General features: G+C 53.1%; 28 protein-coding genes and 1 pseudogene. 8 read left to right on the plus strand and 21 right to left on the minus strand.

The window, feature by feature from the left end; genetic code table 11:
- Window positions 1-164: 164 nt before the first annotated feature.
- From J9253_RS18630 to J9253_RS18645, 4 genes and pseudogenes are all read right to left on the minus strand, one after another.
- Window positions 165-1,638 (minus strand): annotated as a pseudogene (locus J9253_RS18630) (ISNCY family transposase).
- Between the two features lie 167 nt (window positions 1,639-1,805).
- A complete protein-coding gene (pyrC, locus tag J9253_RS18635; protein ID WP_210222350.1) occupies window positions 1,806-2,843 on the minus strand; it encodes a dihydroorotase in 1,038 nt (345 codons plus the stop codon).
- A gap of 96 nt (window positions 2,844-2,939) precedes the next feature.
- A complete protein-coding gene (locus tag J9253_RS18640) occupies window positions 2,940-3,371 on the minus strand; it encodes an FKBP-type peptidyl-prolyl cis-trans isomerase (protein ID WP_210222351.1) in 432 nt (143 codons plus the stop codon).
- A gap of 47 nt (window positions 3,372-3,418) precedes the next feature.
- Entirely contained in the window at window positions 3,419-3,745 is a 327-nt protein-coding gene (locus J9253_RS18645; protein WP_210222352.1) for a hypothetical protein, read from the minus strand.
- Between the two features lie 153 nt (window positions 3,746-3,898).
- Here J9253_RS18645 and J9253_RS18650 point away from each other — a divergent pair, with 153 nt between their 5' ends.
- Window positions 3,899-5,050 carry an RNA-guided endonuclease InsQ/TnpB family protein gene (locus tag J9253_RS18650; protein WP_210222353.1) on the plus strand — a complete coding sequence of 384 codons (1,152 nt, stop codon included), beginning with the start codon at window positions 3,899-3,901 and terminating at the stop codon, window positions 5,048-5,050.
- Between the two features lie 176 nt (window positions 5,051-5,226).
- Complete coding sequence (gene purD / locus J9253_RS18655; protein WP_210222354.1) at window positions 5,227-6,513, plus strand: phosphoribosylamine--glycine ligase; 1,287 nt, start codon at window positions 5,227-5,229, stop codon at window positions 6,511-6,513.
- Window positions 6,514-6,552: 39 nt separating this feature from the next.
- Here the strand turns inward: purD and J9253_RS18660 are convergent, their stop codons facing one another.
- The 3 genes from J9253_RS18660 to J9253_RS18670 all read right to left on the minus strand — a co-directional run bounded on the left by J9253_RS18660 (window position 6,553) and on the right by J9253_RS18670 (window position 8,051).
- Window positions 6,553-7,017 (minus strand): DUF3368 domain-containing protein, encoded by a 465-nt coding sequence (locus J9253_RS18660; RefSeq protein WP_210222355.1) that lies wholly within the window; start codon window positions 7,015-7,017, stop codon window positions 6,553-6,555.
- Window positions 7,005-7,340 carry a UPF0175 family protein gene (locus J9253_RS18665; protein ID WP_210222356.1) on the minus strand — a complete coding sequence of 112 codons (336 nt, stop codon included), beginning with the start codon at window positions 7,338-7,340 and terminating at the stop codon, window positions 7,005-7,007. Before J9253_RS18665 ends, J9253_RS18660 begins: the two co-directional genes overlap by 13 nt.
- A gap of 72 nt (window positions 7,341-7,412) precedes the next feature.
- Window positions 7,413-8,051, minus strand: a complete 639-nt coding sequence (locus tag J9253_RS18670; RefSeq protein WP_210222357.1) for an HNH endonuclease — start codon at window positions 8,049-8,051, stop codon at window positions 7,413-7,415.
- Between the two features lie 317 nt (window positions 8,052-8,368).
- On the opposite strand from J9253_RS18670, the gene folE reads away from it, so the two are divergent.
- A complete protein-coding gene (gene folE / locus J9253_RS18675) occupies window positions 8,369-8,920 on the plus strand; it encodes a GTP cyclohydrolase I FolE (RefSeq protein ID WP_210222358.1) in 552 nt (183 codons plus the stop codon).
- Between the two features lie 9 nt (window positions 8,921-8,929).
- Here folE and J9253_RS18680 read toward each other — a convergent pair whose 3' ends face one another.
- Both J9253_RS18680 and typA read right to left on the minus strand, forming a co-directional pair.
- The gene (locus J9253_RS18680; RefSeq protein WP_210222359.1) at window positions 8,930-9,094 is read right to left on the minus strand and encodes a hypothetical protein; all 165 of its coding nucleotides are present in this window, start codon (window positions 9,092-9,094) and stop codon (window positions 8,930-8,932) included.
- A 66-nt stretch (window positions 9,095-9,160) separates the two neighbouring features.
- A complete protein-coding gene (gene typA / locus J9253_RS18685) occupies window positions 9,161-11,002 on the minus strand; it encodes a translational GTPase TypA (RefSeq protein ID WP_210224668.1) in 1,842 nt (613 codons plus the stop codon).
- Between the two features lie 143 nt (window positions 11,003-11,145).
- Between typA and J9253_RS18690 the strand changes: the two genes are divergently transcribed.
- The gene (locus J9253_RS18690) at window positions 11,146-11,538 is read left to right on the plus strand and encodes a group II truncated hemoglobin (RefSeq protein ID WP_210222360.1); all 393 of its coding nucleotides are present in this window, start codon (window positions 11,146-11,148) and stop codon (window positions 11,536-11,538) included.
- A 90-nt stretch (window positions 11,539-11,628) separates the two neighbouring features.
- Window positions 11,629-12,252 carry an outer membrane beta-barrel protein gene (locus tag J9253_RS18695; RefSeq protein WP_210222361.1) on the plus strand — a complete coding sequence of 208 codons (624 nt, stop codon included), beginning with the start codon at window positions 11,629-11,631 and terminating at the stop codon, window positions 12,250-12,252.
- Between the two features lie 70 nt (window positions 12,253-12,322).
- Here J9253_RS18695 and J9253_RS18700 read toward each other — a convergent pair whose 3' ends face one another.
- From J9253_RS18700 to J9253_RS18725, 6 genes are all read right to left on the minus strand, one after another.
- On the minus strand, window positions 12,323-13,678 hold the full coding sequence (locus tag J9253_RS18700; RefSeq protein ID WP_210222362.1) for a hypothetical protein: 1,356 nt from the start codon (window positions 13,676-13,678) through the stop codon (window positions 12,323-12,325).
- A 91-nt stretch (window positions 13,679-13,769) separates the two neighbouring features.
- Window positions 13,770-14,513 carry a lysophospholipid acyltransferase family protein gene (locus tag J9253_RS18705; protein WP_210222363.1) on the minus strand — a complete coding sequence of 248 codons (744 nt, stop codon included), beginning with the start codon at window positions 14,511-14,513 and terminating at the stop codon, window positions 13,770-13,772.
- Entirely contained in the window at window positions 14,510-15,055 is a 546-nt protein-coding gene (gene gmhB / locus J9253_RS18710) for a D-glycero-beta-D-manno-heptose 1,7-bisphosphate 7-phosphatase (RefSeq protein ID WP_210222364.1), read from the minus strand. Before gmhB ends, J9253_RS18705 begins: the two co-directional genes overlap by 4 nt.
- Window positions 15,052-15,699, minus strand: coding sequence for an RdgB/HAM1 family non-canonical purine NTP pyrophosphatase (gene rdgB / locus J9253_RS18715; protein ID WP_210222365.1), 648 nt, complete (start codon window positions 15,697-15,699; stop codon window positions 15,052-15,054). Before rdgB ends, gmhB begins: the two co-directional genes overlap by 4 nt.
- The gene (gene rph, locus J9253_RS18720; RefSeq protein ID WP_210222366.1) at window positions 15,692-16,408 is read right to left on the minus strand and encodes a ribonuclease PH; all 717 of its coding nucleotides are present in this window, start codon (window positions 16,406-16,408) and stop codon (window positions 15,692-15,694) included. Before rph ends, rdgB begins: the two co-directional genes overlap by 8 nt.
- 62 nt (window positions 16,409-16,470) lie before the next feature.
- On the minus strand, window positions 16,471-18,729 hold the full coding sequence (locus J9253_RS18725; RefSeq protein ID WP_210222367.1) for a hybrid sensor histidine kinase/response regulator: 2,259 nt from the start codon (window positions 18,727-18,729) through the stop codon (window positions 16,471-16,473).
- A 195-nt stretch (window positions 18,730-18,924) separates the two neighbouring features.
- Between J9253_RS18725 and J9253_RS18730 the strand changes: the two genes are divergently transcribed.
- Window positions 18,925-19,680, plus strand: a complete 756-nt coding sequence (locus J9253_RS18730) for a hypothetical protein (protein ID WP_210222368.1) — start codon at window positions 18,925-18,927, stop codon at window positions 19,678-19,680.
- Window positions 19,681-19,787: 107 nt separating this feature from the next.
- On the opposite strand, the gene J9253_RS18735 is transcribed toward J9253_RS18730, so the two are convergent.
- The 4 genes from J9253_RS18735 to J9253_RS18750 all read right to left on the minus strand — a co-directional run bounded on the left by J9253_RS18735 (window position 19,788) and on the right by J9253_RS18750 (window position 22,083).
- The gene (locus J9253_RS18735; protein ID WP_210222369.1) at window positions 19,788-20,087 is read right to left on the minus strand and encodes a hypothetical protein; all 300 of its coding nucleotides are present in this window, start codon (window positions 20,085-20,087) and stop codon (window positions 19,788-19,790) included.
- Window positions 20,088-20,189: 102 nt separating this feature from the next.
- On the minus strand, window positions 20,190-20,528 hold the full coding sequence (locus J9253_RS18740) for a hypothetical protein (protein WP_210222370.1): 339 nt from the start codon (window positions 20,526-20,528) through the stop codon (window positions 20,190-20,192).
- Window positions 20,525-21,199 (minus strand): response regulator transcription factor, encoded by a 675-nt coding sequence (locus J9253_RS18745; RefSeq protein ID WP_210222371.1) that lies wholly within the window; start codon window positions 21,197-21,199, stop codon window positions 20,525-20,527. Before J9253_RS18745 ends, J9253_RS18740 begins: the two co-directional genes overlap by 4 nt.
- Before the next feature lie 200 nt (window positions 21,200-21,399).
- The gene (locus tag J9253_RS18750) at window positions 21,400-22,083 is read right to left on the minus strand and encodes a DUF3108 domain-containing protein (RefSeq protein ID WP_210222372.1); all 684 of its coding nucleotides are present in this window, start codon (window positions 22,081-22,083) and stop codon (window positions 21,400-21,402) included.
- A 144-nt stretch (window positions 22,084-22,227) separates the two neighbouring features.
- Here J9253_RS18750 and trxA point away from each other — a divergent pair, with 144 nt between their 5' ends.
- Both trxA and rho read left to right on the plus strand, forming a co-directional pair.
- Window positions 22,228-22,569: a thioredoxin TrxA gene (gene trxA / locus J9253_RS18755; protein ID WP_407701778.1), complete on the plus strand. Its 342-nt coding sequence runs from the start codon at window positions 22,228-22,230 to the stop codon at window positions 22,567-22,569.
- 211 nt (window positions 22,570-22,780) lie between these two features.
- On the plus strand, window positions 22,781-24,040 hold the full coding sequence (gene rho / locus J9253_RS18760) for a transcription termination factor Rho (protein ID WP_210222373.1): 1,260 nt from the start codon (window positions 22,781-22,783) through the stop codon (window positions 24,038-24,040).
- 34 nt (window positions 24,041-24,074) lie between these two features.
- On the opposite strand, the gene hflX is transcribed toward rho, so the two are convergent.
- A complete protein-coding gene (gene hflX / locus J9253_RS18765; protein WP_210222374.1) occupies window positions 24,075-25,355 on the minus strand; it encodes a ribosome rescue GTPase HflX in 1,281 nt (426 codons plus the stop codon).
- 27 nt (window positions 25,356-25,382) lie between these two features.
- On the minus strand, window positions 25,383-25,613 hold the full coding sequence (gene hfq / locus J9253_RS18770; protein ID WP_028490436.1) for an RNA chaperone Hfq: 231 nt from the start codon (window positions 25,611-25,613) through the stop codon (window positions 25,383-25,385).
- Window positions 25,614-25,641 lie beyond the last annotated feature (28 nt).

The following is a 25,641-nucleotide window of genomic DNA, read 5'->3' on the forward strand; positions in this document are numbered from 1 at the left end:
GCCCAATTTTAGTCCATGCAGCCGTTTTCCCCGCCACCTTCTGGCAAGCACGAGGGTAAAACGCTGGGTTTCAAGGCATGGCTGGCAGCGCAGGCTTGCCTTCGGTGCAGGGGCTGCCCTGCCTTCCCGGCATTTTCCCTCATCGGTCGGCGTTGTGGGGTGGTTCAGGCGGCTTGGCGCTGTCGTCGGCGTTCATCCTTCTGCAAGGCCTCCAACGCCCTGGCCTGTAAAATGGCCCCGACCTTTTGCAGGTTCCTGCCCACCACCGCCAGTGCCACATAGCGCTTGAAGCGTTCCAGCCCCCGGTCGGGGCAATAGTCCAGCCCATGGACTTCCAGTGCGTTGATGCCGGATTCCACCGCTGAGTGCTGGCGTCTGGCCTGGACAAACGCCGGGTCGGTTTCACGGGCAGTGTCCGCCTGGCTCCAGCGGCCCTTTTTCGGCAACACCACCCGGTCGAGCAGTTCGGCCAGTTCGCGCTGGTTGGCCGGTGAGTGGAACCCCTTGTCAAAGCTGCACGCGCTCAGGGAGGGGAACAGCGCTTTGGCTTGCTTAACCATGGTCACGGCAATCTCACTGTCGGGGCAGTGTTGCATCACTTGGTGGTGGAGGATGAAGCCGTCAGCCGATTCCATCACGCACACGTTCAGGCCCAGCTCCACCGGCACACCGGCTTTGCCCTTGCTGAGCCATTCGCTGTAATCCTCGAAGAGGGAGAAGATCTTGTCGCCGTGGGGATGGTTTCCCCGTCCAGCACCCGCCGCCGCACCAGGTCAACCTGATGCCACCCGTACCCCAGCCAGCGCTGGAGGTCGTTGCCCGACCGGCTGTCCAGCAGGCTGAGGGGCAGGTCAGCCACCGTTTCCTCCACTTTCGACAACAGCGCGGCGCACAGGCCCAGGTAGGTGTGGTGGGCGTCACGGATGGCCTGTTGCCGGGTGGCCTGCTTGTCCGGGTCTTGGGAGCTGGAGTGCTTGAGCTTCTGCGCATGACGGCAGGCTTTCTTCACCTGGCGGAGATTGTACTGCCATTGCCGCCAGCGGCTGTCGCCGTGCCCTTCACACCAATCGGCCACCGTGCGCACCGAACAACGCACCGCGTCGTACAACAGGTTGATGTCGGTCGGGTAGTGGATGTTGCTTTCCACCACGAAGGAGTCACAACGGGCGCTCAGCGGCGCGGCTTTTTTTTTAGCAGCTTGTGACCGGCCTCCACCACCAACTGGTTGATGCGTTGCAGGCTGGCTTCGTCCACCAGAGCGGCGTTGTCCTTGACCGTTTGCAGCTTGTACTCATCGTCATCATCCCAGAAACCATGCCCCAGCATCTGACGGATGCTGCGGTGCTGGTTCGCCATCTCCAGCAGCCGGTCATAGTCCCAGTTCAGGTTCACCCGCAATGTCGCCAGCACCAGCGCATTCCACAGATCCATGCCGGGGCGTCCACGGCTGGCGTCCACCTCCGCCGGAACCCGCTTTTCCAGCACCGCAAACACCGCCTCACGCAGTTCGTCTGTCACATAAATGTATTGCAGCCCTTGCAACACCTGCGGGATGTCGTCCCGCGAACGTGGGTTGAAGGTCAGCCTGCCGATGTCAGCGTGACCCAGGCGAAGTTGGCGGGCGATCACTTCACGCATCGTGTGTCTCCTGCGAAGTTTGGCGGATGGATGCCCTATTTTGCCCTATTTTGGGCGCTTTTGCAGCTTTCTGGCCTGCTTCCGGGAAATCTTAGGGCAAGGAAAACGGGCGTAGCATCTTGATCGGAAAAGGGTTTTAGGGTTTCCGGTCAGACACTAGATAGGCATTAAGCTAATTGCCACACCATGTTCTCACCTGCCCGTAACGGCACAATCGCACCTGTGCCCTCGCCCAATAAGGAAGGCACTGTCCAAGGTTGTTTCACTAAGGTGATGCGCTCTTGATTGTGCGGAAGGCCGTAGAAGTCAGCACCGTGGAAACTGGCAAAGGCTTCCAGTTTGTCGAGTGCTGCATCCTGCTCAAATACTTCGGCATACAGCTCAATAGCGGTGTGGGCGCTGTAGATACCGGCACAGCCACACGCTGCTTCCTTGGCATGACGAGGATGCGGAGCACTGTCTGTGCCAAGGAAAAAGCGCGGGTTGCCACTGGTGGCAGCGGCGATCAGTGCTTGACGGTGGGTTTCGCGTTTAAGTACCGGCAAGCAATAAGCATGAGGTCGTATGCCGCCCTGAAACATGGCGTTACGATTATACAGTAAGTGGTGGGCGGTCAGGGTGGCGGCAATATTGGCGGATGATTGCGCCACAAAAGCAGCCGATTGGCTGGTGGTGATGTGTTCAAGTACCACGCGTAGGCGCGGTAAGCGCTGTAGCAGTGGCTCAAGAATGCGTTCAATGAATACCGCTTCACGGTCAAAAATATCAATATTGGCATCAGTGACTTCGCCGTGGAGTAGCAGTGGCAAGTTCACTTCTTGCATGGCCTCTAGCGCGGCCTCTACTCGGCGAATGTCCGTGACACCGGAGTTCGAGTTGGTGGTTGCCCCTGCTGGGTAGTATTTGACGGCATGGATAAAACCACTGTCTTTGGCTTTGATGATTTCTGTCGGGGGGGTGTTATCCGTCAGGTATAGCGTCATGAGTGGTTCAAACGTAACCCCTGTTGGCAGTGCGGCAAGGATACGTTCGCGGTAAGCGGCGGCATCCGCTACAGTGCGTACCGGCGGATTCAAATTGGGCATGACAATAGCGCGAGCAAAGCGTTTGGCGGTATCAGGCAGTACCGCCGCCAGCATTTCCCCATCACGTAAGTGCAAATGCCAGTCATCCGGGCGTGTTAGGGTCAAGGTTGAAAGGCTCATGGGTACTCCCGTCGTGTGGCAACAAATAGGTAGGTGCCACGATAGTGGTTTTAACGTCGATTTTCTACTCTATCTTGCACTTGAGCCGATGCGCTATTAGGCAATTTCCATAATTTCCAACTCGAAGGTGAGATTGTGACCTGCCAAGGGATGGTTAAAATCGACGCTGACGCTATCGGCTGTCAGTGCCAAAATTTTCCCAGGAATCTCTTGGCCAGAGGGTAGGCTGAAACTGATGATCTGCCCTTCGCTTAATGCTTGTTCGGTAGGAAATTGGATGCGCGGTACGCTTTGAATGGCCTCGGGATCGGGAAACCCGAAGGCTTGATCAGCAAGGATGATCAGGCGAATTTTTTCACCTTCCGGCAAACCCAGCAGGGCATTTTCCAGATTGGGGTGAATCTCACCGTGCCCCAGTTGCAGGATGTCGCCAGCGGGGTCTTCGCTGGCTTCCACCAAGTGCCCGTCGGCAAGGAACAGTCGGTAATGCCAACGGATGTGGCTATTGGCTTGTACAGTTTTGCTCATGGTGATGCGTCTTGATTGCTTTGCAAAACCCTGAGGATAGCAGAGCATCAGGAAACCGGCACCAGATGGTGTATGTTGACGTAGCAAGCCGGGGGCTGCCCGCTGTGTGGGTAAACGCGCAGCCAGTATTCTGCACCCTGCTTTATCAGGCCGCCTGACGCTGATGCGATCTCAACGTGTTGCTGGTTTTGCAAGTGGGTAACAATGGGCGCAACGGCGCTCGCGGCGCGGTAACAGGGGATGCTACCTGCATCAGCTTGTACCGCATACACGGTTGCTACTAAACGGTTGGGTGGTAAGTCCACCACTGGTAGGGATGTTTTCTGCCCACAGCCACCTAACAGGGCTGCTATGAGCAGGAGTCCACAGTACATAATGTTCATCCATCTTGCGCGAGATACTCCGTCCTTCAGGGCGGGGAGGGATAGCGCGTCGGCGTTAGCCGACCCTCTTCTCGCTCCTCTTTTTGGTTAAGCTATCTTGATTAAACACTCAGAAATCACAGGGTATGAACTATACTGTGAGTTATGCTAGCAAAACGCGCCTACCAATTCCGATTCTACCCAGACCCACAACAAGAAACGTTGCTGGCGCAGACGTTTGGTTGTGTGCGCTACGTGTATAACAGCATCTTGCGTTACCGTACCGATGCTTACTATCAGGCCAATGAAAAGGTCAGTTACTTGGATGCGAATGCGCGGCTTACCGCTATCAAAAAACTGCCCGAACTGCTTTTCCTGAACGACGTTTCCAGTGTCCCGCTGCAACAATGCTTGCGCAACCAACAAGCGGGGTTTAAGAATTTCTTTGAAGGCCGTGCGAAATACCCTGTCTTTAAATCCAAAAAACACCGCCAATCGGCTGAATTCACTTACCGCGCGTTCAGCTACCGTGATGGTGAGCTGAAACTGGCGAAGTGTGCTACACCGCTGAACATTAAGTGGAGTCGACCACTTCCCTCTGATCCCACCACCATTACCCTTTCTAAAGATCAAGCCGGACGCTACTTTGTGTCTTGCCTGTGTGAATTTGACCCCATGCTGCTGCCCGTCACCGATAAAAAGGTGGGCATTGACGTGGGCATCAAGGATTTGTTCGTCACTAGCGACGGCTTCAAGTCCGGCAATCCCCGCCACACCACCCAACACGCGGCTAAACTGGCGAAGTACCAACGCCGTCTTGCCAAGAAGAAACTCGGCAGCAAGAATCGGCTGAAAGCCAAACGCAAAGTTGCCCGTGTTCACGCGAAAATTTCCGATTGCCGGTCGGACAACTTGCACAAGCTGTCCCGCAAACTGATTAACGAGAACCAAGTCGTTTGCGCTGAAAACCTCGCTGTGAAGAACATGATTAAACACCCAACATTAGCCAAGCACATTGCCGATGCAAGTTGGGGGGAATTTACCCGCCAACTGGCGTACAAAGCCCACTGGGCAGGCAGGACGTATGTCGAGATCGACCGTTTCTTTCCTTCCAGCAAACGCTGTAACGGCTGCGGGTTCGTGAAAGCAAACATGCCGCTGGACGTGCGGTCTTGGGAATGCCCGGAATGTGGCGCAACCCACGACCGTGACGTGAATGCAGCACGTAACATTTTAGCCGCCGGACTGGCGGTGTTAGCCTTTGGAGAGAATGTTAGTGGTGATGGCATTTCGGTGTCGTTGTCCTGTTCTCGATGAATTAGGAATCTCCTTCCTTTAGGAAGGGGAGGAAGTCAATTCCCGGATTTCCTTATCTTCCCGGCCTCAACGGAGTATTCCGGCCTCAACTTCAGTTAATTAAACGCATGAGCGCTTGAAACGGCTACCTAATCCCGCTTTAATGGTACATTTTTCAAGAGTTAACGGGAGCAAGCATGAAAGTTCTGGTAGTTGGTGGCGGCGGGCGCGAACATGCGCTGGCATGGAAGATTGCACAATCCGGGCAAGTAAACGAGGTGCTGGTTGCCCCCGGCAATGCGGGTACGGCGCTGGAGCCGAACATGCGCAACCTGCCGATCGCGGCGGAAGATGTGGATGCGCTGGTGGCTTACGCCAAGGAACACGCTATCGGTCTGACCGTGGTGGGGCCGGAAGCGCCGCTTTCCAAGGGCATTGTGGACAAGTTCCGCGCGGCAGGTTTGCGCTGTTTTGGCCCAACCCAGCAGGCGGCGCAATTGGAATCCTCCAAGGCATTTGCCAAGGATTTTCTGGCACGGCATCACATTGCCACGGCGGATTACGCCAATTTTACTGAGATTGAACCCGCAGTGGCTTACATCCGCAAAATGGGTGCGCCGATTGTGGTGAAGGCTGACGGACTGGCGGCGGGTAAGGGCGTGATTCTGGCGCAGACCGAAGAGGAGGCGATTGCGGCCGTCAATGACATGCTGGCGGGCAATGCTTTCGGTGCAGCGGGCAGCCGCGTGGTGATCGAGGAATTCTTGCTCGGCGAAGAAGCCAGTTTCATCGTGATGGTGGATGGTGAGCATGTGCTGGCGATGGCAAGTTCTCAAGACCACAAGGCGCGTGATGACGGCGACAAGGGGCCGAATACCGGCGGCATGGGCGCTTATTCCCCAGCACCCGTGGTCACGCCCGCGATGCACGAGCGCATCATGAATGAAGTGATTTACCCCACCGTGCGCGGCATGGCGGCGGATGGCATTCCCTACACCGGCTTTTTGTACGCGGGTGTCATGATCAATGCGCAAGGCGTGCCAAAAGTGCTGGAATTCAACTGCCGTTTTGGCGACCCGGAAACCCAGCCAATCATGGTGCGCTTGCAATCCGATTTCGTCAGCTTGCTGGACGCGGCGCTGGATGAGCGGCTTGATCAGGTAACGGCGCAATGGGATAGCCGTGCGTCACTCGGCGTGGTACTCGCTGCCGGTGGCTACCCGGAGGCTTACCGCAAAGGTGATGCGATTGTGGGGCTGGAAGTGGCGGCGATACTGGATGGCAAGGTGTTCCATGCCGGAACAACGGAGCAGGATGGCAAGGTCGTCACCAATGGGGGGCGGGTGCTGTGTGCCGTGGGCTTGGGCAATACGGTCACGGAAGCGCAGGCCGCAGCCTATGATCTGGTGACGGCGATTGATTGGCAGGGTATGTATTACCGCCATGATATTGGGTATCGTGCGGTGGCACGCGAAAAAGCCTAAATTTGCAGGGACATGGGAATTGACTGACCTGTGTCCCTGTCACTGGAATTGTTCCAGTAACTTGGCAGAAATATGGTAGCCGTTTGCCGCCATTGCATTAATGAGTAACGCAGCACTGGGGATAATGCCGCGTTGTTGCGCAGTCCAAAGAATTTTTGCTGTACCAACGAATGCGAGGTTACGGTGAAGGGCTTCACGTCGGGCGAGTCGGTCATCCATAATCAGCATGGCATTTTGAAGTTGTGTAGCTAATTGCATGGCTTCTTGTTCCCCATCCCCAAGACTGACGGGAAAATCCTGTGGGCATGGTGCTTGGCGGACCTCTAACCAACCTTGTTGGATGGCTATTTCGATGTGTTGTGCAGCACTATCTTGTTTGGCAATACATTCTGATTGCACGGCTTCGGGTATCAATACTGTTTTGAATAATTCCTGCAAAATATTGAGCTGATCAACCCCTGCTAGTGCCAGCAAGGGGCCTGTATCGCTGATTATGACAACCACGGAGACAAGTCCTTTACCTCGTAGGCGGTCGTTTCATCAACCGTTACAATTTCAATTCCCAAGTGCCCCAAGTGTCGGATGAAATCACTCATTGCCAAACCGCTGAGCTTGGATGCTTTTCCCAACGACATGAGACCTTCACGGTACAGGCTGGCAGCCAAAGCGGGGCGTAAACCAGATACTGTCTGGGTTAGGGATTCATCCAAATGTACCAGCAGGGAGTCTGGTTGATCACCTTTCATAATCAACACCGGAGCCTGCCTTGCTTGGCGCATGGCTTCTGATGGGTTCTTTTTGAGTTCGCGGACATTGGTTGCATACATGACGATTGCTCCTTTTTTTCTAGTGTAGTCCACGCATTGAGACTACTCAATAAATGATTTATGGATAGTGGGTTACGCCAAGAAGATCTTCGTGTAGTGATGTTCCAAAAACTCACGTACTGGCGCAAATTTCTTGGGCAGTTGAATGCTTGTCCCTTCTAATTTCAGCAAGTAATCTCGTGCGAAAGGGCTGGCTTCACACGCTTGCAACTGGGGTGATACACGCACAATAAAATCGGGTGTTACTGATAGCAGCCCACGGTCATAAGCCTTGTCGTGTAACGCGGATAAGCACAGGCCATTGCGGGGATTCAGACGGTTATGTTCGTCTTTGCTCCAAGGCACAATGTGGCTTGCGATCAGCAATCTTGGGTCGGAGAGGCCAGTCATGCAGCAACGGTTTTCATAGCTACTCAGCACTGCTTTGCGGAAAAAGGATTGTTTGACGCGGACTTGTACGGTTGCGGTGGCATTTTCTGCGAAGAAGTTGGGTAGTAAGACATTTGGTATGGACTCGCTGGATAAGCCATCAATATCATGGTCTTGTTGGGCTAATTGGTCTATCAGTAGCTGACTTTCGTAGCCAACGGTATCAGGATTTTCCTGAAATTCAGCCCAGATTTCCCTGTCGAGATTGGAACAGCCGGATAAACCTTTTCTGCCAGATGCTGTAATTTGTGGGTCGAGACTGGCTAAATTGGTGAGTTTCATGGCTAAGGCATCAGGTGTGCGCCCAATGAGCTTGGCTGTCTTGATAATGAGTGGATTGCCTCGGTGCAATTTTCCGAAAGGTAATTGGCAGTATAAATTCAGTGCCACCAAGGTTTGTTCGCGATTCCAAAATTTACTTTTCCCAGTTTTTTCTGCTGAACCTGTCATCGCTATGCCCGCCAATCACAAAAGAGAGTGAGACGGTATTGTACAGTAGACCGCCCCTATACCACTCCGTTTGCTGGCTTAACTTGTCAGGTGTTGGCGTAGGGCTTACCCTTGCGTCTGACTTTATTCATTCAGGCAGGACAATAACAATGACAGATGCTAGCAAGCTCTACGCCGACCTCATCACCAGCATTGGCGAGGATATTAACCGTGACGGGTTGCAAAAAACCCCGGAACGCGCGGCAAAAGCCTTCAGCTTTTTGACCCAAGGTTATCAGCAGTCGTTGGAAGCCATCGTGAACGGTGCGGTGTTTGATTCCAGTAATGATGAAATGGTGGTGGTGAAGGACATCGAGTTCTATTCCCTGTGCGAACACCACCTGCTGCCGTTTGTGGGCAAGGCGCACGTCGCTTACTTGCCACAAGGCAAAGTGTTGGGGCTTTCCAAGATTGCCCGGATTACGGATATGTATGCACGGCGTTTGCAGATTCAGGAAAACATGACCAAGCAGATTGCCGATGCGATTCAGGAAGTCACTGGCGCAGCCGGGGTCGGTGTGGTGCTGGAAGCACAGCATTTCTGCATGATGATGCGTGGGGTGCAAAAGCAGCATTCATCCACGGTAACGTCGATGATGCTGGGGGAATTCCGCGAAAACAGCCGCACCCGGCAGGAGTTCCTGCAACTGATCAAAGGGTAGGGGGTGAGATTAGTCGCCGCTGACGACATCAACGACAGCGCCACCGACCTGGAAGGGGACTTTTGCCACGCCAATCGCAGTACCAGCGACTACGCCCACGGCAGTACTCGCCATTTGTACGGCACAGCCTTGCAGTAATCCGGTGAGTGTTAACGCGAGTAAAATTCTTTTCATAATGAAGCCTTTTCTCTCAAGGTTAAATAGAAAAAGGGGTCTTGTTGACCCCTTTTTCTATTGGGCTTACGCCTCTTTCTTCGGCGCCGCACGCTTGCGTTCATGCTCAACTAGGAAACGCTTGCGGATACGGATGTTCTTCGGGGTGATTTCAACCAGCTCGTCGTCGTCGATGAATTCCATCGCCTGTTCCAGCGTCATGCGGATCGCGGGAACCAGAATCAGGTTTTCATCCGTACCGGAAGCACGGATGTTGGTCAACTGCTTGGCTTTCAGTGGGTTAACCACCAGATCGTTGTCACGGGTATGGATGCCGATGACCTGACCTTCATACACTTCTTCGGTGTGACCAACGAACAATTTACCCCGATCTTGCAGGCTGAACAGGGCGTAAGCCAGTGCTTTGCCCGTGCCGTTGGAAATCAATACGCCGTTGTGACGGTTGCCAATCGCGCCGGTTTTGAACGGTGCGTAGCTGTCAAATACGTGGTAAATCAAGCCAGTACCAGAAGTCATGGTCATGAAGTCGGTTTGGAAGCCGATCAAACCACGTGCGGGCATCAGGTATTCCAGGCGCACACGGCCTTTGCCATCCGGTGCCATGTCTTTCAGTTCAGCACGGCGTTCGCCCAGTGCTTCCATGACTTTGCCTTGGCTAGACTCTTCGATATCAACGGTCACGTTTTCAAACGGTTCCATTTTTACGCCATCGACTTCACGGATGATAACTTCCGGGCGGGAAACCGCGAGTTCATAGCCTTCACGGCGCATGTTTTCGATCAGGATGCCCAAGTGCAGTTCGCCACGACCGGAAACTTTGAATTTCTCAGGGTCATCGGTTTCTTCAACACGTAAGGCGACGTTATGCAGCAGTTCCTGATGCAGACGTTCGTTCAGGCGGCGTGAAGAGGTGCCGGTTTTGACTTCTTTGCCTGCAAACGGTGAAGTATTGACCTGGAACGTCATGGTGACGGTCGGTTCGTCAATGGTCAGCGCTGGCAGTGCGACGACGCTTTCCGGGTCACACACGGTGTCGGAAATGTGCAGTTCGTCCATCCCGGAGAAGGCGATGATGTCACCGGCTTGCGCTTCGTTGACTTCCACGCGGTCAAGACCGTTGAAGCCGAGGATTTTCAGTACGCGACCGTTGCGGATTTTGCCTTCGGTATCGATGACCTTAACTTGGGTATTGGTTTTGACGCGGCCTTGCTTGATGCGGCCGATACCGATAATGCCGAGGTAAGAGTTGTAGTCCAATTGGCTGATCTGCAACTGGAACGGTGCATTCGGGTCAACGTCTGGTGCGGCTACGCTGTTGATGATGGTCTGGAACAGCGGGGTCATGTCGCCGCTGTCGACCGTTTCTTCCAGACCGGCAAAGCCGTTCAGGGCAGACGCGTACACTACCGGGAAGTCGAGCTGTTCGTCGGTAGCACCGAGGTTGTCGAACAGTTCAAAGACCTGATCCATCACGCGGTGCGGGTTAGCGCCGGGGCGGTCGATTTTGTTGATGACCAGAATTGGCTTCAAACCGTGGGAGAAGGCTTTTTGAGTCACGAAGCGCGTTTGTGGCATCGGGCCATCAACTGCGTCAACCAGTAGCAGTACGGAGTCAACCATGGACAGTACACGTTCGACTTCGCCGCCGAAGTCCGCGTGCCCTGGGGTGTCGACGATGTTGATACGGTATTCGATACCATCAGCAGGGTTGGTCCAACGCAGGGCGGTGTTTTTCGCCAGGATGGTAATGCCGCGCTCTTTCTCCAGCGCGTTAGAGTCCATCATCCGTTCGGTTACGTCGGCGCGTTCGCCTAACGTGCCGGACTGTTGTAACAATTTATCAACCAGGGTGGTTTTCCCGTGGTCAACGTGGGCGATGATGGCGATGTTTCGCAGATTCTGGATCACAGCTAAGGTACTCAATGAATTCATGAAAGGCGCGATTATACTGACAATATGTTAATTTTCTAATGTATTTGCGAAATTACATGCGAATGAGCTTAAAAACACCGTAGACTTTCGGCTTTATCTCTTGAAAAGCAAGGTTATGCATGGAATTACCGATCAGAACCCACTATGACATGCTCGGTGGCGAAGCAGGTGTGCTGCGTTTGGTGAATCGTTTTTACGATCTGATGGATGAATTGCCGGAAGCATGGGAGTTGCGCAAGATTCACCCGCAGGATTCGCAAAATGCCCGCGACCGGCTCTTTAAGTTTTTATCCGGCTGGCTCGGTGGGCCGGGTTTGTATGAAGCGGAATACGGACACCCGCGCTTGCGGATGCGTCATGCGCCGTTCCCGGTGAATACCCAGATGCGTGACCAGTGGTTGCTGTGTATGGATATGGCGCTGGATGAGCAAATTAACGATGAATTATTGAAGACTCAGTTGAAGTCCTCGTTCGCCAAGGTGGGGGATCACATGCGCAATCAGGCGGGCTGATAAATATTTATCCTCATAGAAAAAATAAATAACAATTTCCGCCAGTTCTGCTAAATTCAGTGGAGCATAAACATAAATGAGGACAATTGGATGAATAAATATTTGCCTTTGGTAAGTGTTATGGTTTTGGTGTGTAGTGGTGTGGCGTTTGCGGGTTCACCGAAAGGGCCTTACGTGGGCGCGGGCATTGGCTTGAATACATCAATTGATGACAATGACCTGAATGCTGTTTGTGGTGTGAATGGTGTTGCCTGCCGTGAAGTCTGTGATACCGATAAAGCAGTTAACGCTTATGCTGGTTATCAGCTTAGCCCTACCTGGGGTTTGGAAGCGGGTTATACCGACTTCGATTACACCGCCCGCCTCGCACAAGATGCCAGCACTGTTACAGGTGAACAGCAATCTAAAGCATTAGGCTTAAGCGCTATTGCGCGTAAGCCATTGGCGCAAAATCTAGGTGTTTACGGCAAGGTAGGCGGTGCTGCTTGGAAAAGCAAAGTGACGACTAGTGCGGGTAATGCTGAAGATTCCGGCGTTACGCCAACCGTCGGTGTTGGCGCTGAGTACAATTTCAGTAACCATTTCGGCTTGCGTGCTGGTATAGACCATTTCTTCAGCATGGGCGAACAGTCCAAGCTGATCGAAGCTGGTAAGGTGGGTACTGTCGATACCGGTATCAGCACGGCTACCGTTGGCCTGCACTATAATTTTTGAGTTTTTCTTGTAGACTTGGTTTTTGAGATTTATTTTGAGCCGGATGTTCGCGTCCGGCTTTTTTTATACGTTAGCCGCGTTGACGACGGGTGACGGTCACTTCTGAATATTCATCACCCATGGCGACACACTGGCTTTGTTCTGCCCAAAATGAGTTGGGGGAACGGTTGATCCGCTGGTAATAGTCAGGCGTCAACGCAGGGTGCTGGGTCATGTCGCCTTCATACAGCAGGTTCATCAGGGAAGCTGCCACGCCCATGACCAGATAATCTACCGGCTGCTTGCTGTAGCCGAACCAGCGTAAATGCCCCAGTGACTCGTAAGGTCGCCACACCCGCAACACCAGTTTTTCCCCCGGAACCAGTGCGTGGATGCGCCAGATGCCCCAGCCCAACGCATTGATGACGGCGACGATGCCGTGCAGCCAGTCTTCGCGGGTTTCAATCATGGGCATGACCAAGCCATTCCATGCTTCCGAACTCATGATGCCGCCCATGGTATTGAATCCACAGATGTGCCCGGCTTCGGTCAGCAGGGTGCGCGACAAATTCATGCCTTCCAGATTGATGTATTGCTTGTAATAAAACAGGGCGGGGTAATCGTAGATCAGCAAATCCGCCAAACTTGGGCGTTTTTCCAGCGCGTCGCTGAGTTGCTGCTCGAAACGGTAGGCAACCAAATTGTAGTAATCGGCATAGTGGCGGGTGAGTTCCACCCCGAAGGCAGGGATCAGGCCGTACTGGTTGCCGTATAGCGGGGCTTGGCTGACTCCCGCAATGACGGCAATTTCGTCGATATTGCTGGGGACGTTGCGTTCAGGAATGGCAGAGGTTAAACCGGGTGCTTCCTGATAGGCGGATGTACCGCTTTCCAGCCCAAACAGGTAGTCAAATTCATCGCCGCCGACATAAATATGGAAGGTGCTTTGTTTGCCTTTAAGGGAAATGGCTTCTTTGGTAAGTTCGCCGCTGAAGGCTTCCCCGAAGGCGGCGGAAAGTGCGCCGATGGCAAAGCCAAGGTCAAAATATTCCCCCGCTCCCCGGCGTTTTTCAAAGTTGAGCGCCAGCGCTCGCCCGTAATGCGAGGAATGGGTGCTGAGGTTGAATTCGTTTTGCCCGACAGCTTGCTTGACGCTGTTCACCAGAGGCAACAGGCCGAAGCCGCAAAAGCGGTATAAGGTTTCGGCGTAATGCAGGCGATCTCCCAGCGACATTTCCGGGTGCTGGCGGAAATGGGCTTGCAGGCCGAGAAAGCTGACTTCTGCGGCTGAGTGGATCAGGATTTTTTTATTGTCGATGTGACGGCAGTTTTCAATAGTGTTTTGCAAAGTGCGGTTGTAGTGGTTGCAGTGAAACACCATCGGTTGCCCGTCGATGTCGCAAATGCCCACCGCCGCGTCTGCCACGGTAATGACTTCGTTACTCATGTTTTCTCCCTCCGCTGATACGGTATTATTACCGCATCAGGAAGGCGAGGTATAGAAGAGCGGATGAACTGTAGGTGTTTGACTAGCTTGCTTATTTTTTGATGGGGGGTAAGCGGGCTTTTTCGGCTTCGATCCAGTCTTGTGCTTGTTGGTTGATGGCGTCTGCTTTTAAACCTGTGGTCGGGAAAGCCGGGCCGATGCTGACCGTAATCGTGCCGGGTTGCTTGATCCAAGCGTGGCGTTGCCAGCTTTTACCCGCATTGTGCGCCACGGGGAGGACAGGGAAACCAGAATGTGAGGCGAGAATCGCCCCGCCAATTTTGTAGTCTGCTTTCACATCAGGGGCGACGCGTGTGCCTTCCGGGAAGATCACGATGCAAACGCCTTCTTGCAAGAGTGCTTTGCCTTGGTGGGAAATCTGTTTGACAGCGGCTCGCCCTGCGCCCCGGTCAATCGCAATCGGGCGGATCAGGCGTAAACCCCAACCGAAAAACGGGATGTTTAACAATTCACGTTTCAGCACCCAGCTCAGTTGCTGCGGAAAAATGCAGGGGATGGCGAACGTTTCCCACGTTGACTGGTGATTAGCCATGATGATGAACGCGCCATCGGTGGGGATGTTTTCACGCCCTAATACCTGATATTTCACCCCACACGTGATTTCCAGCCACCAGCGGTTGAAGCAGTTCCACAAGGTAGTGGCGGGGTAACGGTACTTGGGGGGCAATAACCACGCCAAGGGGGCTAACAAGCCTGCCAGCAAGGTAGTGGGGATCGAGCCAGCCCAGAACAGGGTGGCGCGAGCGCCTAGCAGCAGTGTGTTCAATGCATTCATGCGGTATCAGCCCCTAACAGTGAGTCGGTGTAGTCTGCCAGATTATCGAAAATAGGTATATCGGCGGGTAATTTGCCGTCTGCGAGGGTGCGTTCGCCTTTGCCGGTGCGAACTTGCACATACCCCGCGCCCACCGCTGCGGCAGCTTGCCAGTCACGCAACGAGTCGCCAATGACCAGCGTTTGTGTCGGGTCGATGTCGAAGTGTTGGGCAATGCTTAGCATCATGCCGGGTTTGGGCTTGCGGCATTCGCAATGGTCTTCGCCAAGGTGTGGGCAATAGGCGATGTAAGCGACTTCAGCGCCGTATGCTGCTAGCAATTGACGCAGTTTGGTGTGCATGGCATCCAGCGTGGCCACCGTGTAATAGCCCCGCGCAATGCCTGACTGGTTGGTGGCAATCGCCAAGGTGTAACCCGCTTTGTAGAGCCGTGCCATCGCCTCAAGGCTGCCGGGGATGGGAATCCATTCTTCCACCGATTTAATGAAGGCGTCGGAATCTTCATTAATCACGCCGTCACGGTCGAGAATGATGAGTTTCACCCGGCCTTCTCCAGTAACTCATGCAGCTTGCGCAGTGCCTGTCCACGGTGGCTGATACGGTTTTTTTCTTCCGGCGGCAATTCGGCGGACGAGCAGCCGTGGGTCGGCACGTAAAACAGCGGGTCGTAACCAAAGCCATTCGCGCCGCTGGCTTGGTGCAGTATGACACCTGCCCAATTGGCTTCGGCAATGATGGGTAACTGGTCGTCCGCGTGGCGCAGGTAAACGATGCAGCAATAGAAACGCGCGGTGCGTTGCGCATCCGGCACGTTTTGCAGTTCAGCCAATAGCTTGGCGTTGTTGGCGGCATCGTCACCGTGTTCCCCAGCGAAACGCGCGGAATACAGCCCCGGCGCACCGCCGAGTGCATCCACCACGATACCGGAATCGTCTGCCATCGCGGGCATTCCGGTAAGCTTGGCGGCGTGGCGGGCTTTGATCAGGGCATTTTCGACGAAGGTCAGGCCATCTTCGACGGCATCGCTGACACCGAATTCGCTTTGGCGCACGAATTCGATGTCCAGGTCTGCCATCATGGCGTTGAACTCACGTAATTTTCCGGCGTTACCGCTGGCTAATACGATCTTCTTTTCCCCCTCGCCCTTTAAGGGAGAGGGGGCTAGGGGGTGAGGGTTCTTAGGCATCCAAGACTTCCTGTTGTGCTTGCATGATGTCGCGGATGCCTTTTTCGGCGAGTGCCAGCATCGCGTCCAGTTCATCGCGACGGAAGGCGTGGCCTTCGGCAGTGCCTTGCAGTTCGATGAATTGGCCCGCTTCATTCATGACCACGTTCATGTCCGTTTCGGCTTTGGAATCTTCGGCGTAATCCAGATCGAGCACCGGCACGCCGTCGAAAATGCCGACGGAGATGGAGGCAATTTGCCCATGCAGCGGGTTTTTCTTGAGACGGCGGTTCTTTTGTAGCCACGTTACCGCATCGCAGAGCGCGACGTAAGCACCACTGATGGAGGCAGTACGTGTGCCGCCATCGGCTTGCAGTACGTCGCAGTCGATGGTGATCTGGAATTCGCCGAGGGCTTCAAGGTCAACCACCGCGCGTAGGGAACGCCCGATCAGGCGCTGGATTTCCATGGTGCGCCCACCTTGCTTGCCTCTGGCCGCTTCGCGAGCCGTGCGTGAACCCGTGGCGCGGGGCAACATGCCGTATTCAGCCGTGACCCAGCCTTGGCCTTTGCCTTTTAACCAGCCGGGTAAGCGGTCTTCCACGGTGGCAGTACACAGCACCTTGGTATTGCCGAATTCCACCAGTACCGAGCCTTCGGCGTGCATGGTGTATTGGCGGGTGAACTTGACGGTTCGCATTTGGTCGGGTGCGCGTGCGCTTGGCCTCATTGGGGTTCCTTTTTCTATCCGGGTAATGTGGGTGGTGATTATACGCATCATTGGCGCGGGTTTCACGGAGTGCTTGCTGTCCATTGGTAAATAATTGCGCAAATCTCGTCCAGAGCAAATGGTTTGGTGAGGTAGTCGTTCATCCCAGCGGCTAGGCAGCGTTCACGTTCCCCAGCAATTGCGTGCGCGGTGAGGGCTATGATGGGCAGGTCAGTAAAGCGAGAGTCATACCGAATGCGCTGGGTGGTTTCATAACCATCCATTCCCGGCATACTCACATCCATGAATACCAGATCGAAATGCTGTTGCTGAAGCTGTTGGATGGCCTCTGCGCCGCTGGCGGCACTGTTGACGGTGACGCCTAGGGTTTGCAGCAATTTCTGTCCGAAAAACCGGTTTATTTTTTCGTCATCGACTAGCAGGATGTGCTTGTTTTGGGGGAGCTTAGGAGGGATGGGTTTTAGTGAGGTTTCTTCAGTCGGTAGATATAATGGGAATTGTAGCGTGAAAAAGAAGCGGCTACCTTTGCCGGGTGTGCTCTCCAGTTCCAGTTTGCCGCCCATCGCTTCCACCAGCTTATGGCTGATAGCAAGGCCAAGGCCGGAACCTGTGTGTTGCCGTGCTCGATGGCTGGCTAACTGGGTGAAGGGTTGGAACAGGCGTTGCTGGTCGGTGGCGGAGATGCCGATACCCGTGTCGCTTACTTCAAAATACAAGCTGATCGAGTTGTTGTTGGTGGCACTGGTTTGCCTGACCCGCAATGCTACCTTGCCGTGTTCGGTAAACTTGATGGCATTGCCCAGCAGGTTGATCAGTACCTGAGAGAGGCGTTTGTGGTCGCCCAGCAAGTGCAGCTCTTGTGGTGCAGGTTGATACAGGTGCAGATTTTTCGCATTCGCTTGTATGACCAGCATTTGGTGCAAGCCTTCCAGTAAGGTTTGTAGGTGGAAGGCGTTAAGGGTCAGGAGTGGTGGAGTAGCCCGTGCCATGCTTGATAGGTCAAGGATATTGTCGATCAGCCCCAGTATGTGGTGGGCGGCTGTTTGCATACAGGTCACGTATTCCTGTTGGTGCGGGGGTAGTTTTTCTTGTTGGAGCAGGGTGGTAGCTGCTACTACCGAGTTCATCGGGGTGCGTAACTCATGGCTCATGGTGATGAGGAAATTATCCTTGGCTTGGCTCTCTGCGGTAGCGCGTTCTGCTTGAATACGCAGTTGTCGGGTGTGTTCTGCCAAGGTTAATGACAGCAGGATAGCGGTTAGTAGGGAGCCAATATGGAAAAGATCAATCAGCATCGTGGTTGGGACGTTTTTGAGGAAACCCATTCCCCAGATGACAAGGGGGGTAGCACTGCCTAGAAACACAAAAAAAGCCAACGCAAAACTACGCATGATGCGCGAGCCTTGCCGTAAGGCGAGGAAGCCTAAGACGCTGCCAATCAGAGTTAGGCCAGCACTCAGGACAAAGCTCCACAAATCGGTGTAGGGCAGTAGACCGACGAAAGGGGTGAGGCCGCTGGCAACTATCAGGACGGCTGTGAGTACTTGGTCTGTTCGTGGAAAGAGCGTTTTAGTATCGATCAGTTTTCGACAGAATTGTGTGGCGCTGATGATGACCACCTGAAAGGTGATCGGGTAGTAAACCGTGGTTGGGTTACTCAGTGGTGATAAGTAGGGGATGACATTGGTGGTACGTTGTAAGACCAAGGCCAAACTTAGCAGGAAAACGATTAGGGTCAGGTAGTTCCAGTCACGCAAATTGATGAGTAGGAAAAAATTGTAAAGGGCTAACACGCCTAATCCTGCCAGTATACTACCATAAAATAGGTAATCTTTGGCGGTTTTTTGGATTAGGGCATCGGCTGACAGGAGTTGTATGGGGAGGGTCAAGATCCCCTTGCCGTTATTGGAAGCACGAATATAAAGTGAAAAACGCCCCGGTTGCGTGGGGAGGCTCACTATCGGCAGTCGTTGCCCCGCTTGCTCTTTCAACAGGCTCCCGAGGTGGATAATCTGCTGTGTACTTTGGTTAACCGCAAAGGCATTGGCTTGGGCTATGCCGGGGAAGTCGATGAGTAGGTGCCAGATATGGCTGCTGTGTTGTTCGATGTCCAGTCGGAGCCACCAAACGGATTGACTGCGCCCCAGATTCAGGTCTGGGTGAGAATTCGGTTGGAAACGTTGGGTGTATTCAGTGGATACCACTTGTTCAATCTGCAAGGTATGGGTGGGGTCTTCCAGTAATGAGATGAAAGGAGAGGCAGAGAGTGATTCTGTTGTATCCGTCAGTGTCAGGAGCTGCGCTATTGCGCTGGCAGGCATAAGGCAGCATATCAGGAATAGGGAGAGACGGAACAAGGGCAAGGGTGCGGTTTCCTTAGGTGCAGATTATGCTTAAGAATACAACGTGGTACGCTGAATGTAATGCTTATGATTTCACCATAGTCTAGCCGCTATCTTTTATTTGGTGTCATAATTTGCTGAATTTTTCACAAAGTTGTCAAAAGCGAGGGTGCTATGCTGAAGTGTTTGCCTGTATCAGCAGGCGTGTGTGTGCTTGCGTGCGTGTTTCAACTAGCATGGGCGGATGCGGATACGCCGCTGAAATCACGGGGTATTGGCCTGACGGTGCATTCACAGGATCAGGATATTCAGGTAACAGGCTTTACGGTGCAAAATCCTGTCTTGGCGGGGTTGTTGCCTGCCAATACCAAGGAAGTCGTCAAGGTGAAAAATAAGCTGCAATCCGTGGGGGTGAAACTGGATTATCAGGTGCAGCCTAACCTCAATGTCTTTGGCGAAGTGGCGCAGGTGAGGGGAAAAGCTATCGCCAACTTGTCGGCGATTCCAGGGCTCGGGTTGTCGGACATGACGTTTAACGCCAAAGGGCAACTGTATAACGTGGGGGCAACCGTCAGCGGAAAGCGTGACCGTTACCTTGGAGCATTGACGTATATTCATACGTTTGCAGATACTCACGGCGATATCGAAGGTGATTCGGTTGATACCTTGTTACCGACAGTCGGGGTGTTGACGGATGTTGGGTTATTCAACCTCGGCCTGATTTACCAGAAGGTAAAGGTTGATTACGCTGGAACGGTTTATTTGCCCGGTTTCGGGGCAGTTTCTGCAACGGTTAATGGGGAAAGTGCCAAGAAACTCGCGTATCGGGCAGGCTACCAGACCTTGCTGGGCAAGGATGTGTATCTGAATGCCAGTGCGGGATTTGGTGGCAGACGAGAAGCGCGATTGGAAATCGGCAAGCGTTTTTGAGTATCTGACCACCTAAAAAAGCGGCCCTGCCTACAGGGGAGCAGACAGAGCCGGAAAATCAGCCCACCTTATAATTTGGCGCAGTCCAGCGGGCTGAGTAAGGAGGCTTAAGGGTTATTTTTTATGATATTGTTTTCTTGGTAATCGTCAATTAGCCCCTGAAGGGTGATGAATTGGTCTGACTGGAGCAAATACAGGTACAGCCGTGGGTCAACCATATCCGGTATAAAACCGTGCAAGGAGGCGGGGGCATTTCCCTGTTCTACTGTAATGCTGGTGACGGGGGTATTCTCAGAGCCTTGCACTGCTGCTGTCTGTATGCCTTTGGCGGACAAAGCCGTGGCTGGTGAAGTCATTAGCATACTGGCAAGCAGGCACACCGAAACTGAAAAGCCTTTGTTTTTCATGACATTAAACATCCTATTTTATGATTATCTGTCCGCCAGCTTAACGGTTTAATGTGTTTTTGTAACGCATAAAATTGTAAAAAAATGTAACAGACTTGGCTTTTATGACTTAAAATTACTCAGAAAGATATTGATGTCCCGTTCAATGCGCTGGAATTCCGTCATGAGTTGTGGCAAGAAATCCGTGTGCTGTAGCGTGGCAATGTCTTTGGCAATAATGCCTTCTAGCTGGTGTTGCAGGGTTGCGGTGCTGTACAGGTGGGCAGTAGCCTTGAAGCGGTGTGCGAGGGCTGATGCCGTTTCCCAGTCCTGTTGTTGCAGGCTGGCGGCGAGTTCGTGCTGGTATTGCTGGATGGTTGGCTGGGCAAAGGTGAGAAAGCACTGGGTGTTTTCCGGCCCGAGTATTTCAAGCAGGGTTTCCAGTGAGGCGGGTATAGTCATGGTGCTAGGGTGAGGCGGTAGCCTTTTCGCCATACGGTGCATAGGTGGCGGGGGGAGGCGGTGTCTTCCCCCAGTTTTTTGCGCAAGCGGTTAATGGTCATGTCAATGCTGCGGTTTAGCGGCTGGTGTTCATTGCCGTTGATAGCGTGGGAGATACTATCCCGCGTCAATATTTGCCCTGCATGTTGGCAGAGAAACTGTAAAAGGCTGCTTTCTTGCGTGGTGAGTTTGATCAGTTTGTTGTCGCGTTCCAGTTGTTCATGTACTAGGTCAAACAGATTGTTGCCGATCCGGTAAATTCCATGCTCATGGGGTTGGGGCGGGCGGCGCATAATGTTGCGGATGCGGATGAGGAGTTCCTTGGGGTGGAACGGTTTGGTGAGGTAGTCTTCTGCGCCGAATTCCAGCCCTTGCAGGCGTTCTTCGGCCGATTTTTTAGCGGATAGCAGCATCACGGGGATATGATTGTGGTTGTTCTTAAGCCAAGACAGCCAGTGCAGGCCATCTTTGCCTGGTAGCATGATGTCTAGCAAGATGAGATCCGGTGTTTGGTGCTGAAGGAATTCATCCATGTCTTCACCGCAGCACAGCCAGTCCAGATGATAATGATGCTCACACAAATACACTTCCAGCAACTGATGCAGAAGAATATCATCATCGACAAGCAACATCTGCCGTCCGTGTGATGTGGTTTTTTTTGGTATTGTAGGAGGCATTTTTCTCAAAAATTAATACGTTGGACACTGACTGTGGGGCATTTTAGTTGCTCGGCGGGCAAAAGTCTAAAAGTATCATTAGCGTGTAACTCAACGTATTTAAGGCGCGGTAATATTGGGTTTACCGCGCTCCCTCCTGTCGGGCGGTGTATGGCTTAATGGTACTGCTTCAAGCGGGTTTCGATTACGTCGCCGTCTTCCTTGTGACGAACCTGTACGATGGCGTAGTGCAGCTTGGGGGCTAGCCATAACGTGGTTTGGCGCTCCGTATCGTTATGTACCACTTCCACTTTTTCGCACTCGTATTCGCCAGCAGGCACTGTGATGGTTTCTTTGCCCAGTTTACGGAAGCGGTAATCCTGTAATTTACCCCGACTGACAATAGGGTAATTTAAGGGTTGGTTCGATGCCAGTGCATCCATCAAATACAGTTCGAGGGTGGCCATATCGAGCGTGCCTTTGGGAACGTTCAACTCGTAAGCATTACCGTCGAAGATGCCTTTGATTTGGGTGGGCGTCACAAAACTGAACTCATCTTTTTTGTCCTTGCGCCGGTTTTTGTGGTGATTCAGGTAGTTGGCGGGAATCAGGGCATCGCCATCTTTGGTGCCGGTGCTACGCTCCGTGAGGGTGTCGCCACTCAACAAGGCTGCCAAACCATTGGCTTTGGTGAGCTTTTGGTAGGTATAGTCATTGCCATTATAGCGCAGGCTGGCGGTCATGACGCCCATGTCCAGCCCCTTGGCGGTGACGGTGTAACTGGCCTGAAAAGCATCGGGTGCGGCGCTTGCCACTGAGGTGAGTAATGCCAGACTTGCTGCGATTATGAAATGTTTCAACTGTGTTATCCTTCTGGTTAAACGCCATTAACTTGATTAGACTACAGTAAGCCATGTTGGTTCTGAAATGCTAGACTACAAAGATGGCGCGAAATATTAGAGAATAGCGTCTGTGAAACCTCGAAAATCAGGGAGAACCCTTCTGTGAGTAACGATTCTGTGAGTAACGATATTACCTACCTTTCCGATGCTACTTTTGAGCAGGAAGTGCTGAAATCCACTGTGCCAGTACTGGTTGACTACTGGGCTGAGTGGTGCGGGCCATGCAAAATGATTGCGCCCTTGCTGGATGACATTGCTGTCGAGTTTGAAGGCAAGCTGAAAGTTGCCAAGCTGAACATTGATGAAAACAAGGAGGTGCCACCACGTTACGGTGTCCGGGGTATTCCTACGTTGATGCTGTTCAAGAGCGGCGCGGTGGCGGCAACCAAAGTCGGAGCCTTATCCAAATCACAATTGACGGCGTTTCTGAATCAGAACCTCTAAAACAGTTAGCAATGCCCGTGGGGAGCTTTTTCTTGCCACGGGGCATTCCCGCATAATTTTGCTGGACTCTGTGAAACTGGCGTGCTAGTGTAAATACACTTGAGTCTGCATCCAGATTCATTCTGACGCATCCTGTCTCGTTTCCCTGGTCACTTTCCTGCAAAGGCTGGAACGGGCGATAGCTTTAATTTCCCCACCAACACATCATCATATGAACCTGTCTGAACTGAAAAAGAAATCTGCCGCCGAAGTCTTTGAAATGGCGCAAGCTATGGGTATCGAGAGCATCTCACGCACCCGCAAACAAGACATCGTCTTCGCCTTGCTGAAAGCCAATGCAGCCAATAATGTCGACATCCACGGTGATGGTGTATTGGAAATCCTTCAGGATGGCTTCGGCTTTTTGCGCTCAGATGACTCCAGCTATCTGGCGGGTGCGGATGACATCTATGTATCCCCCAGTCAGATCCGCCGCTTTGGTTTGCGCACCGGCGATACTGTGTCAGGCAAGATTCGCCCCCCCAAGGACAGCGAACGCTATTTCGCCCTGCTCAAAGTCGATACGATCAACTTTGAACCTCCCGAAAGCGCCCGTAACAAGATTGCTTTTGAAAACCTCACGCCACTGCACGCCGATGACCGGATGCGCATGGAACGCGGTAATGGCAGTCGTGAAGACATTACCGCCCGTGTCATCGACATCGTAGCGCCGTTTGGTAAGGGCCAACGTGGTCTGATTATCGCGCCGCCGAAGGCCGGTAAAACCATCATGCTGCAAAATATTGCGCAAAGCATTGCTTCCAATTACCCGGACAGCTACCTGATCGTGTTGTTGATCGACGAACGCCCGGAAGAGGTGACAGAAATGTCACGCATGGTGCAGGGCGAAGTCGTTTCCTCGACCTTCGACGAACCCGCTGCCCGCCATGTACAAGTTGCGGAAATGGTTATCGAGAAAGCTAAGCGTTTGGTTGAGCATAAACGTGACGTGGTTATCTTGCTGGACTCCATCACCCGTTTGGCGCGTGCTTACAATACGGTCGTACCTTCTTCAGGCAAGGTATTGACCGGTGGTGTCGATGCGAATGCGCTGCACCGTCCGAAACGTTTCTTCGGTGCGGCACGTAATATTGAAGAGGGCGGTAGCCTGACCATCATCGCCACCGCGCTGATCGAAACCGGCTCGAAAATGGATGATGTTATCTACGAAGAGTTCAAAGGTACGGGTAATATGGAAATCCATCTGGATCGCCGTATTGCTGAAAAGCGCGTCTTCCCTGCGATCAATATCAACCGTTCTGGCACGCGTCGCGAAGAGTTGCTGACCACGCAAGACGAGCTGCAAACCTTGTGGGTACTGCGCAAATTCCTGCACGGTATGGACGATCTGGAAGCGATGGAACTGTTGTTCGACAAGCTCTCCAAGACCAAAACCAACAGCGAATTCTTCGACGTGATGCGTCGCGGTTAAGGTTATAGGGGCGTATGCAATACGCCCCTAAGCCCTATAGATCTTCCAGCGTTAAGCCTTCTTCCCGCAAATACTGATCCAGCCGTCGCTGGTCAATGACCACCTCTAGGTCGAAATTACCTTCATCCGTGATGCTTTCTTGCTGAATCGCTTTGTCTGCGTACAGTTTGGCGCGTAAGCGTGCATGGCGTGGTTGAAGCGTCAGTTTGCCCCGGAACATGTGTCCGGCGAAGTAATCACCCAGATACACCAGTAGGCCTTTCAGCCCCAGATTGTTTTGGGCGGAAACGTACACGCGGGTGGGGTTGGTGCCGGTGCCTTCTTCGATATGCGGGGTTTGTCCGCCGAGGTCAATCTTATTCATGACTTCGATTTGCGGTACTTTTTCGGCACCAATTTCAGCAATGACTTTGTTGACCTGTTCGCGGAACAATTCCAGTTGCTCGTCATGACTGTCAATGACGTGCAATAGCAAATCAGCATCAATGGTTTCTTGCAAGGTGGAGCGGAAGGCGACGACCAGATCATGCGGCAGATGGCGAATGAAGCCTACTGTGTCTGCGAGGATGATTTCTTGCTGGTTGGGCAGTTGTACTTGCCGCAGCGTGGGGTCAAGGGTCGCAAACAGTTGGTCGGCGACGTACACCCCAGCTTGGGTCAGGGCGTTGAAAAGGGTGGATTTACCTGCATTGGTATAACCGACCAGCGAAACCGTGGGGATTTCAGCTTTTTTGCGGGACTGGCGGCCTTGTTCGCGTTGGTTCTGGACTTTTTCCAGACGCTTGTCGATTTGCTTGATGCGTTCAGCAATCAGGCGACGGTCGGTTTCTAACTGAGTTTCACCGGGGCCGCGCATCCCGATACCGCCTTTTTGGCGTTCCAGATGCGTCCAGCCACGCACGAGGCGGGTGGAAAGGTGTTTCAATTGCGCGAGTTCAACCTGAAGTTTACCTTCGTGGCTGCGGGCGCGTTGGGCGAAGATGTCCAGAATCAGGCCGGTACGGTCAAGCACGCGGCATTGCAGCAGCTTTTCGAGGTTACGTTCCTGAGCAGGGGAGAGGGAGTGATCGAAAATGACCAGATGGGCATCACGCGCTTCCCTTAGCTGACGAATTTCTTCGGCTTTACCCGTACCGACGAAATAACGTGGGTCAGGGCGTTGCCGCGACCCACTGATAAAACCGACCACTTGGGCACCGGCTGAATCAGCGAGTTCGGCGAATTCCTTTTCGTCTTGCGTAGACTTTGCCGTATTGAAACTGATCTGAACAAGGACAGCATTTTCACCGCCGCCGGGGCGTTCAAATAGTTCCAATCGGCAATCTTCCTAAGGTTTGGTGGCTTATTCTTCGGGAGCCAGCGCCAGTTTGATCGGGCGAGCAGGCACGATCGTGGAAATGGCATGTTTGTAGACTAATTGGCTAACAGTATTCCCCAATAGTACAACGAATTGGTCAAATGACTCGACATGCCCCTGTAATTTGATGCCGTTGACCAAATAAATGGAGACTGGAATCCGTTCCTTTCTCAGAGCATTAAGGAAGGGTTCTTGTAATGTGTGCCCTTTCGACATGAGCTTCTCCTAAAAATATTCTCGGGTT

The organism is Thiothrix litoralis, assembly GCF_017901135.1.
Lineage (GTDB): Bacteria > Pseudomonadota > Gammaproteobacteria > Thiotrichales > Thiotrichaceae > Thiothrix > Thiothrix litoralis.

Excerpts from the sequence above, each read along its gene's own strand:
- pyrC (WP_210222350.1), bottom strand. The coding sequence starts at position 2,843 with ATGAGCCTTTCAACCTTGACCCTAACACGCCCGGATGACTGGCATTTG.
- J9253_RS18640 (WP_210222351.1), bottom strand. The coding sequence starts at position 3,371 with ATGAGCAAAACTGTACAAGCCAATAGCCACATCCGTTGGCATTACCGA.
- J9253_RS18645 (WP_210222352.1), bottom strand. The coding sequence starts at position 3,745 with ATGTACTGTGGACTCCTGCTCATAGCAGCCCTGTTAGGTGGCTGTGGG.
- J9253_RS18650 (WP_210222353.1), top strand. The coding sequence starts at position 3,899 with ATGCTAGCAAAACGCGCCTACCAATTCCGATTCTACCCAGACCCACAA.
- purD (WP_210222354.1), top strand. The coding sequence starts at position 5,227 with ATGAAAGTTCTGGTAGTTGGTGGCGGCGGGCGCGAACATGCGCTGGCA.
- J9253_RS18665 (WP_210222356.1), bottom strand. The coding sequence starts at position 7,340 with ATGTATGCAACCAATGTCCGCGAACTCAAAAAGAACCCATCAGAAGCC.
- J9253_RS18670 (WP_210222357.1), bottom strand. The coding sequence starts at position 8,051 with ATGAAACTCACCAATTTAGCCAGTCTCGACCCACAAATTACAGCATCT.
- folE (WP_210222358.1), top strand. The coding sequence starts at position 8,369 with ATGACAGATGCTAGCAAGCTCTACGCCGACCTCATCACCAGCATTGGC.
- J9253_RS18680 (WP_210222359.1), bottom strand. The coding sequence starts at position 9,094 with ATGAAAAGAATTTTACTCGCGTTAACACTCACCGGATTACTGCAAGGC.
- J9253_RS18690 (WP_210222360.1), top strand. The coding sequence starts at position 11,146 with ATGGAATTACCGATCAGAACCCACTATGACATGCTCGGTGGCGAAGCA.
- J9253_RS18695 (WP_210222361.1), top strand. The coding sequence starts at position 11,629 with ATGAATAAATATTTGCCTTTGGTAAGTGTTATGGTTTTGGTGTGTAGT.
- J9253_RS18700 (WP_210222362.1), bottom strand. The coding sequence starts at position 13,678 with ATGAGTAACGAAGTCATTACCGTGGCAGACGCGGCGGTGGGCATTTGC.
- J9253_RS18705 (WP_210222363.1), bottom strand. The coding sequence starts at position 14,513 with ATGAATGCATTGAACACACTGCTGCTAGGCGCTCGCGCCACCCTGTTC.
- rdgB (WP_210222365.1), bottom strand. The coding sequence starts at position 15,699 with ATGCCTAAGAACCCTCACCCCCTAGCCCCCTCTCCCTTAAAGGGCGAG.
- rph (WP_210222366.1), bottom strand. The coding sequence starts at position 16,408 with ATGAGGCCAAGCGCACGCGCACCCGACCAAATGCGAACCGTCAAGTTC.
- J9253_RS18725 (WP_210222367.1), bottom strand. The coding sequence starts at position 18,729 with ATGCCTGCCAGCGCAATAGCGCAGCTCCTGACACTGACGGATACAACA.
- J9253_RS18730 (WP_210222368.1), top strand. The coding sequence starts at position 18,925 with ATGCTGAAGTGTTTGCCTGTATCAGCAGGCGTGTGTGTGCTTGCGTGC.
- J9253_RS18735 (WP_210222369.1), bottom strand. The coding sequence starts at position 20,087 with ATGAAAAACAAAGGCTTTTCAGTTTCGGTGTGCCTGCTTGCCAGTATG.
- J9253_RS18740 (WP_210222370.1), bottom strand. The coding sequence starts at position 20,528 with ATGACTATACCCGCCTCACTGGAAACCCTGCTTGAAATACTCGGGCCG.
- J9253_RS18745 (WP_210222371.1), bottom strand. The coding sequence starts at position 21,199 with ATGTTGCTTGTCGATGATGATATTCTTCTGCATCAGTTGCTGGAAGTG.
- rho (WP_210222373.1), top strand. The coding sequence starts at position 22,781 with ATGAACCTGTCTGAACTGAAAAAGAAATCTGCCGCCGAAGTCTTTGAA.
- hfq (WP_028490436.1), bottom strand. The coding sequence starts at position 25,613 with ATGTCGAAAGGGCACACATTACAAGAACCCTTCCTTAATGCTCTGAGA.